The organism is Sphingobacteriales bacterium (assembly GCA_016700115.1).
Taxonomy (GTDB): Bacteria; Bacteroidota; Bacteroidia; order Chitinophagales; family UBA2359; genus UBA2359.
On sequence record CP064999.1, the window covers coordinates 3,471,118 to 3,485,045 of the forward strand.

At 36.1% G+C, this 13,928-nt stretch carries 10 protein-coding genes; 8 read left to right on the forward strand and 2 right to left on the reverse strand.

The genetic code is table 11. From position 1 onward, the window contains the following. Positions 1 to 32: 32 nt before the first annotated feature. The 6 genes from IPM47_12400 (at position 33) to IPM47_12425 (ending at position 6,030) form a co-directional block, all read left to right on the forward strand. The gene (locus IPM47_12400) at positions 33 to 2,024 is read left to right on the forward strand and encodes a glycosyltransferase (GenBank protein ID QQS27681.1); all 1,992 of its coding nucleotides are present in this window, start codon (positions 33 to 35) and stop codon (positions 2,022 to 2,024) included. Between the two features lie 160 nt (positions 2,025 to 2,184). Then, positions 2,185 to 2,430 (forward strand): acyl carrier protein, encoded by a 246-nt coding sequence (locus tag IPM47_12405; protein ID QQS27682.1) that lies wholly within the window; start codon positions 2,185 to 2,187, stop codon positions 2,428 to 2,430. Positions 2,431 to 2,478: 48 nt separating this feature from the next. Continuing rightward, complete coding sequence (locus IPM47_12410) at positions 2,479 to 3,513, forward strand: ketoacyl-ACP synthase III (protein ID QQS31464.1); 1,035 nt, start codon at positions 2,479 to 2,481, stop codon at positions 3,511 to 3,513. A gap of 15 nt (positions 3,514 to 3,528) precedes the next feature. Further along, entirely contained in the window at positions 3,529 to 4,275 is a 747-nt protein-coding gene (locus IPM47_12415; GenBank protein QQS27683.1) for an SDR family oxidoreductase, read from the forward strand. 157 nt (positions 4,276 to 4,432) lie between these two features. Further along, the gene (locus IPM47_12420; GenBank protein ID QQS27684.1) at positions 4,433 to 5,374 is read left to right on the forward strand and encodes a glycosyltransferase family 2 protein; all 942 of its coding nucleotides are present in this window, start codon (positions 4,433 to 4,435) and stop codon (positions 5,372 to 5,374) included. Beyond that, a complete protein-coding gene (locus tag IPM47_12425) occupies positions 5,371 to 6,030 on the forward strand; it encodes a GNAT family N-acetyltransferase (GenBank protein ID QQS27685.1) in 660 nt (219 codons plus the stop codon). Before IPM47_12420 ends, IPM47_12425 begins: the two co-directional genes overlap by 4 nt. A gap of 650 nt (positions 6,031 to 6,680) precedes the next feature. Here IPM47_12425 and IPM47_12430 read toward each other — a convergent pair. After that, the gene (locus IPM47_12430; protein QQS27686.1) at positions 6,681 to 7,592 is read right to left on the reverse strand and encodes a hypothetical protein; all 912 of its coding nucleotides are present in this window, start codon (positions 7,590 to 7,592) and stop codon (positions 6,681 to 6,683) included. A 376-nt stretch (positions 7,593 to 7,968) separates the two neighbouring features. Between IPM47_12430 and IPM47_12435 the strand changes: the two genes are divergently transcribed. Continuing rightward, positions 7,969 to 11,700, forward strand: coding sequence for a GHKL domain-containing protein (locus IPM47_12435; GenBank protein QQS27687.1), 3,732 nt, complete (start codon positions 7,969 to 7,971; stop codon positions 11,698 to 11,700). Between the two features lie 22 nt (positions 11,701 to 11,722). Here the strand turns inward: IPM47_12435 and IPM47_12440 are convergent, their stop codons facing one another. Further along, positions 11,723 to 12,424, reverse strand: coding sequence for a hypothetical protein (locus IPM47_12440; GenBank protein ID QQS27688.1), 702 nt, complete (start codon positions 12,422 to 12,424; stop codon positions 11,723 to 11,725). A 734-nt stretch (positions 12,425 to 13,158) separates the two neighbouring features. Between IPM47_12440 and IPM47_12445 the strand changes: the two genes are divergently transcribed. Continuing rightward, positions 13,159 to 13,911 (forward strand): FHA domain-containing protein, encoded by a 753-nt coding sequence (locus IPM47_12445; GenBank protein ID QQS27689.1) that lies wholly within the window; start codon positions 13,159 to 13,161, stop codon positions 13,909 to 13,911. Positions 13,912 to 13,928 lie beyond the last annotated feature (17 nt).

Below are 13,928 nucleotides of genomic sequence, written 5' to 3' on the forward strand. Positions count from 1 at the left end.
ACCGGACAATATCTAATCAAAAAGGGTATAAAATGCCAGATATTTTTACACCTGCCATTGTAATACCGGCCTATAATCGCCCCCAATGTCTGCAACGGTTGTTGGATTTGGTCGCGCAGGCAAACTACCCCAATCGTCCCGTTACTTTAATCATCAGCATTGACCCGTCACCGGTTCAGGAAGTCCTTACCATTGCCCAAAATTTCAATTGGAAACATGGAACTAAAAACATCATCACCCATCAGCACCGGTTAGGGTTAAAAAATCATATTCTCTGCTGCGGAAGCCTGACCGCAGAATATGAAAGCATCATCCTTTTAGAAGATGACCTACTTGTTTCCCCCTTTTTTTACGAATACGCCATCCAATCTCTGTCGCACTACGTCAAAGAAGATACGATAGCTGGAATTTCGCTCTACAATTATCAGATTACCGAAAACGGATACTACCCCTTTGCTCCCATAGACGATGGAAGTGATGTCTATTTTATCCGGACAGCATCCTCATGGGGGCAGGTTTGGACAAAAAAACAATGGGCGGGTTTTGAAGAATGGCTATCAAACAACCCCGGACACGAACTGAATAAATCCTTATATCCAAAGTATTTAAGTGCTTGGTCTGAACATTCGTGGAAGAAACATTTTATATCGTACATGATCGAAGCGGGTCTGCACTTCGTGTTTCCGCGATTGTCTTTGACCACAAACCCCGGTGAAACCGGCACAAATGCCCTGACTAAAGGGCTGTTCCAGGTGCCCTTGCAAATGGAAAAAAAGACTTACCGGTTTGTGTCCCCCCTTGTTTCAAAAGCAATGTATGACGCACACTTTGAAATTGAGCCTGATTGTCTAAATCAGTATGCACCTCATTTAAAGGGGTATAATTATACCGTTGACTTGTACGGAACAAAACAAAAAGAGCAAATCCAAACCCCTTACGTGCTGACCTCAAAACAAGCGTCTGCCGCAATCTTCACCTACGGACAAACCATGTTCCCAAACGTGTTGAATGTGATTTTCAGGCAGGAAGGTAAAACCATAAAGCTCGCACGAACGAATGATGTTCAGTCATCCGGACTTCCGGCATTTAAAAACTACTACCGCATTTCTTCCATTGCCCCTCAGATTTTTGGAGAAATGCAGCAATTCCCCTCCATCAGCATAATTATTCCTATTCTTTCAACCCAAACAGAAAATCTCATCAACACAATCACCTCCTTAACCGTCCAGAACTACCCAAATCTCCAGTTAATTTTTGCGGCATACCGCCCGGACATCACCCAAAACTGGTTCGATTTAAACATCCTCCCCTTGTTGCTTAATATAGAACATTATGAGTTCATACCAATGCCCGAACCGGAAACAAAACCTAAAGATTCGATGATAGAAGCTCTTAACCGTTCTAAGGGATTAGTTACCGGAATTGCCCTGCAGCCCGTTGGGGTATTTCAACCTTATTCATTAAGTATGCTGGCGAAAATATTTTCCCGGTTAGGAGATGTAAACTGGATTTTAACAACGCGGCATCCTCATGAAGATATTCTGGACAATCGGACTTCCCTGCCCAAATACAGATGGACCCGTGAACGATTTGACAATGCCCGTATTTCTGAAATTAACGCCAGTCTGAATACCGGTTTTATGGTGTGGAAAACCTTTTTATGGAAATCAGTGGAGGAAAAATACAAACAAGCCCCTGAAACCGAATCGTTTAACCTGTTTTTATGTCGCAACTTTTTTGAAAAGGAAGATTTATTTACCGTCCTTAGACCTATGTACATCACTTTTCCAAAAACAGGGGATATAGTGGATGAAAATGAAACAAAGCAGAACCACGTATCATCAGCCAATCCGGATAAAGTTTCAAAGCCATTCAACAAACAGAAATTATTGGGGAAACTCTTCAAGCCGTTTTACCTTGCCGATATTCCTTATTTGCGCTACCTTTACATCAGTTTAAATAATTTGCCAAAGGTCATTCGGCATCATCCCGATACAGACAGCTATTATTTGAGTGATTATTAAATCTTGGTTTTCCGGGAAGTCAGCGTCAAAAATTATTTAAACAAAACAGCACAAAAAGTCTAAGATTTTAATTGGCAATCAGTCTGCTTCAATTCAATATTTACCATTTCAGGAAAAATAAAAAAGAAAATCTGACACCTGAATAATAAAAAACAACCCTATGGATCTCAATCATTTTCTGCAAAAGTTCAGCGAGCAATTTGACCTGACAGATGCCTCCCAAATCCTGCCCGAAACCGAGTTTAAACAATTGGAAGAATGGAGTTCGATGCACGCCCTTTTGGTAATAGCGCTGATAGACGAGGAATTTGATGTTCCGTTTTCGGGTGAAGACCTGCAGAATTGTGTAACGGTATCAGATATTTACCGCACAATTCTCGATCGGATTACCTTGAGCAGCAAATAAATACAAACTGTCTAAACCAATTCATTCTTTTTTCGCCTCGACTTAAAAATTATGGCATTTCTTACAATTTCTAACGTTACCGTCTCAGGACTTGCTGCCTGTGTTCCCAAAAATGAGGTTGCCAATAATAATTACCCGGGATTGTCCGAGCGTGAAAAAAACCTGCTGATAAAAACAACCGGAATTGCCTTCCGGCGAATTGCTCCCCCTGATATTTGCGCTTCCGATTTGTGTTTTGTAGCAGCAACCAATCTTATCGAAGCATTAAACTGGAGCAAAAAAGACATAGAATTATTGATTTTCGTTTCACAAACTCCTGATTATCAGACACCCGCAACTGCCGTCATTTTACAAGAAAGGTTGGGACTGCCGACCTCATGCCTCGCTTTTGACATCAATCTGGGATGTTCCGCCTATGTTTACGGACTTTCCGCTATTGCCGGCCTGCTGTCAAATATGAAAGGTAAAAAGGGGTTGCTTTTAGTCGGAGACGTATTGAGCAAAATCATCTCCGAAACAGACAAAACCACTGCCCCTTTGTTTTCAGATGCCGGATCCGCTACTGCCTTAAGTTGGGATGAAAATTCTATCCCGTTTTTTTTTAACCTCCAAAGTGACGGAACCGGATTTGAGGCAATAATTGTAAAAGAAAGCGGAGCAAGAAATCAGTCGGTTTTAGACCATGCAGATCCGGAGAAAAAGCCTCAGATGTTATTGAACGGAACAGAAGTGTTTAATTTCGGACTTCGCGAAGTTGCTCCCAATGTTTCAGCCCTGTTTAACTTTACCAATCACAAGGTCTCGGAAATAGATTATTTTGTTTTTCATCAGGCAAACAAGCTGATGAATGAAAGCATCAAAAGAAAACTACAATTGCCGGACGAAAAAGTGCCTTCCTCGCTTTTTAAATATGGAAACACAAGCAGCGCAACTATTCCAGTAACGATGGTTACAGAAATGCAATCACAACTCAGCGGGCGTTCTCTGCATGTATTACTTTCCGGATTTGGAGTGGGTTTGTCGTGGGGTTCTGCCATTATTCGCACATCACCCATGGTTTGCCTGCCACTAATTGAACTTTAACAAAACATGGTAATTATGAACCCGTTCAGTTTGTCCGAAAAAACCATTTTGATTACCGGAGCCTCATCGGGAATTGGAAAACAAACAGCGCTCACACTGTCGGGATTAGGTGCAAAACTTATTATCACCGGAAAAAACGAAGCCCGCTTAAAAGAATGTTTCTCCCAATTGGACGAGAACCAACACCGGCACTTTTGTGCAGATTTGACAGACTTAAACCAGTTATCAGCCCTCACAGAACAGTTGCCCCCATTAAATGGATTGGTTTATTGTGCCGGAATATGGAAATCCACACCCATCAAGTTTTTACAAACCGAAACAACATTAGAATTGTTTCAACTCAATTTTATGGCTGCTCAGGCTTTGGTCAGTAATTTATTGCGGCAAAAAAAAATACTTCCCGGCGCATCCATCGTGTTTGTTACCTCAATTGCCGCTCAGTTTCCCTATAAAGGTAGTGCAGCTTATGCTGCTTCAAAAGCAGCGTTGGAATCATTCAGCAAAACCTTATCCTTAGAAGTAGCTCATCAGAAAATAAGGTCAAATTGTATAGCACCCGCGATGGTTCAAACCCCCATGTATGAACAGACAAAAGAAAAACTATCCGGCAAATTGATGCACCAACACACAAATCAATACCCGCTTGGAACGGGAAAGCCGGTAAATATAGCCAACGCCATTGCCTTTTTACTGTCGGATGCTTCAGAATGGATGACCGGCACCACATTACAAATGGATGGCGGTTTAAATGTAGGTTCATAAATTTTGAGTTTTAGTGCAGCATCTTTTTCGTAGAACTCAAAATTTATACGGGCAAAAGATATAATGATAGGGTGAAAAAGGGTAAAAAGGGTATTTTGCACCCTTTTAGGAAGATGGGTTCATTTAATTAATAAGCAGGATTTCTATTCACAAAAAAATGCTCCAACTTTCACCAAAGCCTGAAATTGAATACTCTGTGGTAGTGCCTGTATTTAACGGCGCAATCACAGTGGAGGAATTATTTTCCCGTATCAAACAAGTATTTGATGAATTGCAGGCAGGTTTTGAAGTCATTTTTGTGGAAGATTGCGGAACCGATGACAGTTGGCAAAAAATTATTCAATTGAAAAAAAACTTTCCAAAGCATATAGTCGCTATTCAGTTGATTAAAAATTACGGACAACATAACGCAACATTATGCGGATGTAAATATGCAAAGGGGAACATCATCATTACCATTGACGACGATTTGCAAACACCTCCGGAGGAAATCAAAAAACTGATTCAATGCCGGCATCAAACTCAGGCGGATGTTGTTTATGGTTCTTATCCAATTAAAAAACATGCCATTATCAAGCGAATTGGAAGCTATATTGTGCGAAAAACCTTCAAATTAGGAGCAGGAACCCACAATGAGGGCTCATCCTTCAGGCTGATAAGCCGAAAGGTGATCGCCAATATTATTCTGCATACCCATAATTTTATTTATATTGACGAGCTTCTGCAATGGTACACTTCAAAGATAGCTGCCACACCTGTTGAACACCAAAAACGCAAGAAAGGAACATCCGGTTATCCGTTGTTCAAACTGATTTTTTTTACGCTCGACCTTATAATAAATTATACTGCAATTCCACTAAGGTTAATGACTTATGGAGGTTTGTTATTTGCATTTTCATTCTTTTGTGTCGGGCTTTATTATATCTATGGAAACATGGTTTGGGGATTCCAGTTAGGTTTTACCTCATTGATTACTGCTATTTTTTTTACGACCGGCATTATTCTGTTTTGTTTGGGCATTATTGGCGAATATCTTAGAAGGATTTATATGGGACAAAATCAAAAACCTCAATACGCTATCAGAACCCTTTTGCCATGAATTGGACTCAATATGGCATTAAGTTGTCCCTAATTCAAGAAACAGATATTGAACTGATTCGTAATTGGCGAAATAACCCGGCAATAAACCGGTATATGGAATACCGGAATTTTATTACTGCTGAAATGCAGGCTGAATGGTTTTTAAACATCAATAACATTCAAAACTTTTTCTTTATCATTGAACATAATGAGCAAAAAGTCGGACTAATTAGTACCTCAAAAATTAACATACAAACGAAAACGGCAGAGTGTGGAATTTTTATTTGGCATGAGCAATCTGTCGGAAGTCATGTGCCGGTTTTTGCAGTTCTGGCAATGCTGAATTTTGTCTTTTACTTCCTTCCTGTAAACACGACCTGCATTAAAGTACATCGGGAAAATTTCAAAGCAAGGCGATACAATGAAGCGCTTGGGTATCAACCCTTAACCAAAACCGGTATTGGTGAAAACTTATTTCTTCATTATGAATTGACGAAAGAAAACTATCTGTTGAATACAGAGAACCTTAGAAAACTTGGGGGAAAAAAGGTTGGTAATCAGGCTATTCTAAATATCGGAAAAAATCAACACGGCATTTATCTCCTTCAACGGCTAAACGAAACCTCCCTTCAACAAGAAATTCCTTTTTCGTTAATTGTGGAAACCGATTGCTAACCTGAAACCTTTGGTTGATTTTTTCATTCCTTTAGTTTTGACCTATTATCGCAGAAAACTTTTTTTAAAAAAAAGACCCTCCGGTAATTTATGCCTACCGGTCAATCAAAATAACAGTCTCGGAAAGCCATGACTCTTCTTAAAGATTTGGCACACCATGCTCTGTTTTTGTAAATTTAGTGGGTAAAATGAGGAAAAAATGCTTCAATTTTAAAGGTTAAAATTGCTTTTTTATTCAACAAAATTGCTTTTTTGCTCCATATAATTTCAATTTTAAAAAAGCAAAAGTCAATTAAAATGTCTGAAATTGCAATTAAAAACTTTCGAATTATAATTTTTAGGAAAACAATTGAAATTGGAAAGATAGATATGTTGATTTAACTTATCAATATTGCAATTTTAGTTCTTGAAATGGCAATTAAAACTTCTGTCATTTCAATTTCACATGTTAAAATTGCAATAAAAAATCCTTTTGAAACAGGTTTTTTCGGCACTTTTCTCGCCTTATGCCTATAATGATTGTTGAATTTTCCTTTAAAAAGCCTTTAAATTAAACGGAAAAGCAAATGCTATGAATCAGGCAGCAAAAGATTGGGTAATCTATATATTTGGTTTAGTATAAGATAAAACCGGGCTGATTAGTGCATTTATTAACGCCAATCATTGATAAACTTAAAGAAAAATTCGTTAAAATGAAATCGAACTCGTTTTTTGAAAGCTCTCCATTCTAATAGAGTACAAATTTTTATTTGCATAGCCGGATTGAAAATCCAACTCAGGTAGCGTTGAAGGAAGGGTAAATCGGCGTATGGAAACTTTCGAATATCGAACAATGGCATTAAATAAGCTTTAATTTCAGCAAACTCTTTTTTGTTAAACTTAACATATTCCTTATCTGCCCAATCTTTGATGACTTCACGTCCGATATGAAAAGTAAGATGTTTGTCGTGAAGAAGAATGAAATTTTGTGCAAAACAAAACAAGTTGTGCGACAAGCTTATTTCAATAAATGGCACTCCAACGCAGATATGTCCGAGTTTTAAATATGGATATAAATTGCGGTGAAAAACAAAACAATCGAAGCCTGGATGAGGAAGTCCAACTTCTGCAATTATTGCAGGTAGTTCTTCGGGCATGCGATATCTGCTTGAAATACGTCTTCGGTTGATAATAAAGGCATCATGCCCCTGATTGATATAGTGCTGAATAGTTTCGTAAAAAAAAGGTACTACTCCAATATCGGCATTTGTATAAATCAGATATTCTGAATTGGTGGCTTCATATAACCGTTGTAAAATATCGCTGATTAAAGGCAGTTTTCGGTAAATTGAAAATTCGGCAAAATCAGGAGCCGATCGGGTCAACATCGGTGTTTGTGTAAAATAGGACGGAATAATTTCAACATCTTCTTCAAATTGAGCGGTAAACAACTCAATTTTAACTTTTCCTTGAACATACGCTTTAGCTGTTCTAAGAGATTCAAAAGTTATTGGTTGCGCATAAAACAAATCAGAGGTTCTTTTGACCTTTACCGGATTAATGATGTGTGCTATTGTAGTCATGTAATTTTAGTGTTTCAAACCAAGCCAAACTGATCAATTATCACAATATTGTAAAAATATAAAGACAAACTATCTTTTATGACGAAAGCCAGAAATATTTGGAGCAAGATAAAACGGTTTATATTATTTTCGATGTTTAATTAAATGGCAACATCCGATTTTGTCGGAATTAATGATATGAGTATTAAAAATTTGTTTTTTTCGTTAACTTCAAACCCAAAACTTAAACCAATTGTGATGCTGTTGTCAGCAGCATTTATTTTTTTCTTTATCCGTATATTTCCTAAAAAACACAACAAAGCAAAAAACTTTAGAATTAGTTTCAAACCAAATTTCTGAACGCTTAGAGTTTTGGGAAAAAGATTTTTATACGCTTTTGGAAGATAAAGCACTGTTAAAGAGCCTGGTTGATGGAAACTATACTGAAACCGACATAAAAGCACTTTTCGACAAACCTTATAGCATTTTGCTTTATAAAAAAGAGCAATTGATTTTTTGGAGCAACAATGAAATCATTCCGGAGGAAAAATATTGGTTCGAACAATATACAGACGGTGTAAATTTTGTAAAACTTGCAAATGCGTATTACCAACTGATTATAAGGAAACATTCCGGAAATCATTCAGAACTACAGGGAGTTTCTATCATTGCACTTTTACCCATAAAATATACGTACAACGGGAAAAATCCCAGCCTTTTAAATTCTTACAACCCTGCACTGAACATCCCTGAAAATATTGTATTCAGTGAACATCAAAACAAAGATTGGGAAGTCATAGGTAAAAATGGTCTGAACAGATCTTTGTATATTAATTTTCAAAAGTCTTTAATAAATAAATTTATAAACTGGTGGGCGGTTGCCTTTCAAGTTTTAGGAATTGTATTATTGTTAGTGGCGATTCAATTAATCGCAATCATTTTGATAAATAGTTATGACCCTTTATTGAGCTATATTTTTTTTGGTATATCTGTATTCGTTGTTTGGATTTTGGTTTTCTTGTTGGATTTGCCTGCAACACTCGAAAATTTACCGGTATTCAACACCTCTGTTGTTGGGGAGACAATTTTTAAAGGAACTTTGGGTGATTTATGCATAACTTTATTGTTTTTAGCCTGGTTTTTAAGTTTCTTTTACCATTATCGAATTAAAGCAAAAACCCAGGACCAATCTCTGCATCTACGCCTGTTCAAATTTACAGTTGCATTAATTGGAACTTTTGCTGCAGTAAGAATGGCTGCATATTTGTTTCATTTAATCATAATGAATTTTGACATTTCCTTAGATTTTTCCTATTTATTCAAATTTGAGCAGCCTACGTTGCTGGCCATGCTTTGTGTTGTCTTGTATTTTGTATCTTTTTTTTATTTTTTACAACTGATTGGTATTTTTCTGTTGAACCTTAAAATTCCGCTCAAATTTCAACTGCTGATTTTGGGCATTTTCCTTTTTTTTACAGGCTTCTATCTTCTGTTCTTCTCTTTTGAAATTGAACTGATACCAGTTCTTATAGGCTTTGTGGCTTTTATGGTGGCATATCCATATATTGTTATAGAATTTCCACCGATAATAGCTACCGATAAGGCAGTATTTTGGCTGGCTGCCCTGACTTTATTCGCCTCAGCCTTAATTTATATTCATACTCTAAATCATGAAATTGAAAAAAGAAAAGCATTTGCAAGGGTTAAGGCTATACAGAAAGATATGGTGTTCGAAGCATATATAGATAATATAGCAACCACTTTGACCGAAGATATTGAAATTCAAAAATATTATAAAGGTCAAGCTCTAACTAAGCAAGATGAGTTCAAAACTTATATAATTAGCAGGTATTTAGACGAATTTTCACAAAAATATGAAGTCCAGAATGTGTTAGCATTTAATATTGAAGGCAAACCTATTGACCGGCAAAACAATTTGTTTTTGTTAGAAGCCTTTAACAAAAAGATAGGATTCAACAGTATCAATACCAATAACAGTTATTTGTATCTGGTGCCTAATGAGATAAACGGCTACAACTATTTGTTGAAATTGCCAATTTTTGATACCAATGAAATAATGACTCTTCCAGCTCCAATTGGATATTTGGTTATTGAATTAGAACCTAAAACAGGGCGGCAAGAAAGTGTGTATCCGGAGATATTTACCAATGATACTTTATCGGAACCCAAAGGAACAGAAGAATATAACTATGCAATTTATCAAAACAATCAGTTGGAAAGTTATCGCGGCAGTTATATATATAGAATGCATCAACCAAATAAGTTATTGCGATATGAAGGCGGTATAGATACTACATTTACAGAAAACAATTTTTCACATTTATTATATTGGGCACCCAATCAAAGCCTGTTCTCTTCAGAAACTGAAAGCATAACAAAAATACCGGTAAAAATGGTGATTGTTTCAAAACCGGTTAACACGCTCTATTCCTTTTTGTCGTTGGCTTCCTATTTATTTATAGCTTCCATAGTATTGCTGCTTGCAACTATAATTTTTAAAGCTATTTTCAATATCAACAACGGCAGAACTGATTTTCAAAATTTGTTTTTTTCCTCACTTCAAAAACGCATTTATTTAAGTATTTTAGTCACAAACATACTGGCATTCATAATTGTAGGTATTGTTACGCTATCTAATTTCTATAATCGGTCTAATGAAAAACATAGCGAACAACTGACACGCAAATTAAACGAAGCACTTGCTACAATTGAAAACTTAGTTGAAAAAATTAAGAACCAAAAAAACACAGAGTATAAATTTAATATCTTAGAAAGTGACTCACTTAGCCCAATCCCTGTCATGAAAGATTCTATCCTGTTTGATAAATCAGAAATGTCTGAGATTTTAAAAGATGTATCAAAAATATATGACATTGACATTAATCTGTACGACAAATCCGGAACATTGATTACTTCTTCTTTGATAAAGATATTTAATAATGGTTATGTATCTAAACTGATGCACCCGATAGCGTGGCATTGGTTGGCTGTAAAAAAAAGCAATCAATTTATTCAAACTGAAAAGTTTGGAAAACTTAACTATCAATCAGGATATATTCCGGTTAAAAATGAGGAAGGCTTGGAAAATATTGCTTTTTTGAATTTACCATATTATGCGAGACAAAAAGCGTTAAATCGCGAATTAACCGGTTTTATGACAACCCTCATCAATATTTATTTTTTGTTTTTTTTGATAGGGATAATTTTGGCTTATTTTATTGCGCTTAACATAACCAATCCCTTAAAAATGATCAGCGATAAATTGAAAGGAGTGAAGTTAGGAGAAGAAAATGAAATGTTGGATTGGCCGCATGATGATGCTGTAGGAGAATTGGTTTCACAATACAATCAAACCATTCAGGAGTTGGTGAAAAATGTCAGGCTTCTTGCAGCACAGGAAAGACAGATAGCATGGCAGGAGATGGCACAACAAATTGCACATGAAATCAAAAACTGTCTGACTCCCATGAAGCTCAGTTTGCAGTTACTTCAAAGGGCAATCAATGATCAAAAACCAAATATTGCTGAACATTCGCTAAGGACTTCCAAAACCTTAGTGGAGCAAATAGACGCATTATCTCAAATTGCCACCGAATTTTCTGATTTTGCAAAATTACCCGAAGCCAATATCCAAAGATTTAATCTCAATGAAGTGGCCCTGAATTCAATAGAACTTTATAAGAATAACAACGAGGTAGAGATAAACTCAAATTTAACCGGAGCTCCTTATTTTGTTTTTGCTGATCGAAGCCAAATGCTGCGAGTCTTCAATAACTTAATTAAAAATGCAATTCAGTCAATACCGGATGAAAGGAAAGGCATCATAACGATTAACTTTTTGCCTGCATCAAATCAATATCTGACTATATCAATTCAAGACAATGGAAAAGGAATAAGCGAAGAATTGAGGGATAAAATCTTTTTACCAAACTTTACCACACGAATTACTGGTATGGGACTTGGATTAGCAATGGTTAAAAAAATTATTGAGGAAGCCGGAGGGAAAATATGGTTTCATTCGGAACCCGATAAAGGTACCACTTTCTACTTTCAACTTCTTATGACAATGCCAGATTCTGAAAATGATTTTGATAAAACCGAAAGCTAATTTTTATTGCGACTTCACAAAACTACTCCTTTAAAATTGGAGGATTTGGCATATTAGCCGAAATCTGATAACTAATTCCTTCTTTACAATTTTTATTGATCACTCCTTTGGTTTCAATCGCAAATAAGGCTGTTTCGCTACAAAGAAAACCGTAAGGAGCCAAATATTGATAGGTATGGGTAATGGATATTTCAGAAAGTTCGTCGTTTCTGTTTGAATTTACTTCGATTGGATCCGGTGTTTTAAATCCAACAAATCGTTTAACAGTTTTAGGAAGCTTAAGGCAAGTACATTTTAATCGCAACAAATTTGTTGCATGAGTTTCCATTTCTTGTTCCATATTTGCAATTTGTGAGTTGATTTCTTGATCGCATATCTTGTGAAGTTTGCTTTCGAGCATCCTGATACGATGTTCAATTTTCGGCTTATAAGATATACCATGGAGTTGTTTCAATAAAATATGGCATTGATCGAGTAACGTATTCAGTTCTTTGAGATTTAAAATTGAGTCCGGGTTTGTTGGTGCTATATTTTTCAAATAATTCAAATACAAATTTATATCGTCTAACTCTGATTTCATCGGACAATTGGGATATGAAACTATGAAAGCCGATAAATCACGGTGGCATTCTTCAATCTGACTAGCTGTTTCGGCCTTATCAACCTGTTCTTTCAGTTTGACAAATTCTTGCTGTTCAGCAGTCAGATGTTGCAGTTCTTCCATGTAGGTTTCATGCAAAACTTTTAGAGAATCTGCAAATCTGCTCTTGGGATAAGCGGCCAAAAAAGATTTTATTTTACCTAAAACTTCCTGTCGAAGCTCAATTGGTTGTGTATATTCTGCAATTCCAATGGAATCAATCTGTTCAAAAGATTGTTGAAGTTGTGAGTAATCGCGAATTTCTGCATGAGTACATCCTACGGGTAAAAATAAGAAACAAAAATGCAGGAAGACAAATTATGGGGTAAAATTTCAGTTGCATAGGCATAAGCAAAATCTATATGGTGGGATATATAAGGTAATTTAAAAAGTGCTTAAAAAGTTTCAATAAGTAACAAAAGAATAATACTTTGTAAACCTACTTCATTTTTAAATTGGTAAATCCTGAAGATTGCCATCGGTAGAAATCTCTTCAAAGCTTGAATTTCATTGAACAAGAAAGTGCTTTAATACTTCATTTCCAGCTTTATCAAGGTTAACCTGAGTTTTATTATAGTTACAGACAAATTTTTTAATCTAATGCTTGGCAGATTTTACCAACCTGCAACATATTCTTTAAGATGTTGCGTTTAAATGCCGGTATTGATAAAGGTAGTACCTTTAAAACTCAAAATTTTTGAAATGATTTGTCGGAATATATTGGGTTTATTCACTCTTTTGCTTAAAAACTATCAGAATTTCTAATCAACTTTCTATCTTTAGCCCTCTTTTAAAAAGTAGTAAATTTTAAAAAATCAATGGCAAAAATTCAGTGTTATAATTGTAAAAAAGTAACTCCCGTCGTAGCACCAAAATATCGTTGTAAATTTTGTAATTATCCACTCAATCAATATGTAGAACAACCGGACCCTCAACCTGATGAAGTTATTATTGAAAATATTAAACAAGTTGAGCCTGCTCCTGAAAGATCTATCAATGATGTTTTTCGCATTCAGGAACAACAGGTGGACATCAAAACCATATTAGATAAGCTAAAACCTGACGAGAAAATCGAGAAAGGTGTAACCGGACAGGTCATTATTAAGCAAAATAAAAATCCCGAAAAGTCAGGAAAAATAATTGCAGGTTGGCTTGTTGTACATACCGAAGGCAAACTGCCGGTAACCTATCAATTGTTTGAAGGGAAAAATGTGATTGGAAGACCTGATGGACCGCATCATGTGGACATCAGAATTGAAGACGATGAATATGTCAGCCGGATTCATTCCATTATTTATATTACTAAAGATTTTCTGCATCGCTTCCATTATCAGTTAGCCGATGACGGAAGTTTGCGCGGAGGACACCCAAGTACTAATGGCACTTATATCAATGGTATAGCTGAAAGAATGCCTAAAAACAAATCTGTTTTTTTAAATGACGGTGATACGATTCAAGTCGGTACCACCAAATTAGTTTTCAAAAGTACAGATGCAACAGACGATCATTATTCGGCTGCAAATAGTGTACAAAATTCAGAGTTTACCGATACGGTAGCTATTCGCAAATAAATTTTTCATCCATTCCA

Excerpts from the sequence above, each read along its gene's own strand:
- IPM47_12420 (QQS27684.1), top strand. The coding sequence starts at position 4,433 with ATGCTCCAACTTTCACCAAAGCCTGAAATTGAATACTCTGTGGTAGTG.
- IPM47_12400 (QQS27681.1), top strand. The coding sequence starts at position 33 with ATGCCAGATATTTTTACACCTGCCATTGTAATACCGGCCTATAATCGC.
- IPM47_12425 (QQS27685.1), top strand. The coding sequence starts at position 5,371 with ATGAATTGGACTCAATATGGCATTAAGTTGTCCCTAATTCAAGAAACA.
- IPM47_12445 (QQS27689.1), top strand. The coding sequence starts at position 13,159 with ATGGCAAAAATTCAGTGTTATAATTGTAAAAAAGTAACTCCCGTCGTA.
- IPM47_12430 (QQS27686.1), bottom strand. The coding sequence starts at position 7,592 with ATGACTACAATAGCACACATCATTAATCCGGTAAAGGTCAAAAGAACC.
- IPM47_12440 (QQS27688.1), bottom strand. The coding sequence starts at position 12,424 with ATGGAAGAACTGCAACATCTGACTGCTGAACAGCAAGAATTTGTCAAA.
- IPM47_12415 (QQS27683.1), top strand. The coding sequence starts at position 3,529 with ATGAACCCGTTCAGTTTGTCCGAAAAAACCATTTTGATTACCGGAGCC.
- IPM47_12405 (QQS27682.1), top strand. The coding sequence starts at position 2,185 with ATGGATCTCAATCATTTTCTGCAAAAGTTCAGCGAGCAATTTGACCTG.